Source organism: Priestia sp. 10L35, from assembly GCF_056395685.1.
Genome location: NZ_JBFTKA010000042.1, coordinates 1 through 1,124, shown reverse-complemented (window position 1 = coordinate 1,124; position 1,124 = coordinate 1). Strand labels below are relative to the sequence as shown.

Annotated in this window: 2 protein-coding genes and 1 rRNA gene; 2 read left to right on the top strand and 1 reads right to left on the bottom strand. The window is 32.9% G+C overall.

Features of this window, described 5'->3' with window-relative positions:
- Window positions 1-195: cold-shock protein (locus AC1DEF_RS29030; RefSeq protein WP_477727743.1), on the top strand; the 195-nt coding region annotated here is incomplete at its 5' end.
- A 249-nt stretch (window positions 196-444) separates the two neighbouring features.
- Here AC1DEF_RS29030 and AC1DEF_RS29025 read toward each other — a convergent pair.
- Window positions 445-645 (bottom strand): cold-inducible protein YdjO-related protein, encoded by a 201-nt coding sequence (locus AC1DEF_RS29025; RefSeq protein WP_043978988.1) that lies wholly within the window; start codon window positions 643-645, stop codon window positions 445-447.
- Window positions 646-1,007: 362 nt separating this feature from the next.
- Between AC1DEF_RS29025 and AC1DEF_RS29020 the strand changes: the two genes are divergently transcribed.
- Window positions 1,008-1,124 (top strand): 16S ribosomal RNA (locus tag AC1DEF_RS29020); the annotation flags it as partial.

Sequence of the window (1,124 nt, the reverse complement as noted above, 5' to 3'; positions counted from 1 at the left end):
CAAGGTACAGTAAAATGGTTTAATGCAGACAAAGGTTTCGGTTTCATTGAAATCGAAGGCGGAGACGATGTATTCGTTCATTTCAGTGCTATTCAAGGTGAAGGTTTCAAATCATTAGAAGAAGGTCAAAAAGTTACTTTTGATATCGAAGAAGGTCAACGTGGAGCACAAGCTGCTAACGTTCACAAAGCATAATTAAAAGTGATAACAAAAAAGACTCCTTATAAAGGAGTCTTTTTTTATGGCCTTATAATTAGCAAACTATGATTTATCTACTATTAGTTCAATAGAAAACCCAGGCTTTAAAAAAAGCCTGGGTTTTAGACAAGACGATCGATACAAGGTTAATTAGTTATAACATATAATAGAAATAGAAAGCAAATATGAACAAAGACTTTTATATATATAGGTAGTGTTTAATCTTTTAAAAAGCATAGGTGTACATTATCTTCTATGGGGATTACGGGGGATTTTATCAATAAGGCGTTTTTTAGCTTCCATCTGACTTTTACATAAAGGACATTTCTGATGACTATCGTAAGAGAAGTCTTTCCTCATCCAGCCTTTACACTTTTCTACTGTACATTCCCAAATTTCTGTTTCTTCTTGAACCGGAGGTTCTTGATTTCTTTTACTATAATACATACTAATCACTACTCCTCTCTTTATAAGTATGCCTTATAAAGAGAGCATAGATACTTTATATCTTTTCTTTCATTCATATTTTATTAGCATCAATTTCACATTTGAAAAAAGTGGAGTGGGGATATTAAGATATAATAATTAATGTTTAATGAATAGTTGTTACCGTGACGTGTAAAATACAATGGAAATAAAAAAGAATGTTTTTTTTAGAAAAACTATTGACGTTTCATTTGATATATTTTATTATTATTAAGCGTCGTTGAAACGACAACTTATGATTTGAACATTGAACTTTGAAAACTGAACAAAGCGACAAACGTCAACGTTAAYTTTTATTTTTTAAATTGAGCAAGTCAAACATTTCTTCGGAGAGTTTGATCCTGGCTCAGGATGAACGCTGGCGGCGTGCCTAATACATGCAAGTCGAGCGAACTGATTAGAAGCTTGCTTCTATGACGTTAGCGGCGGACGGGTGAGTA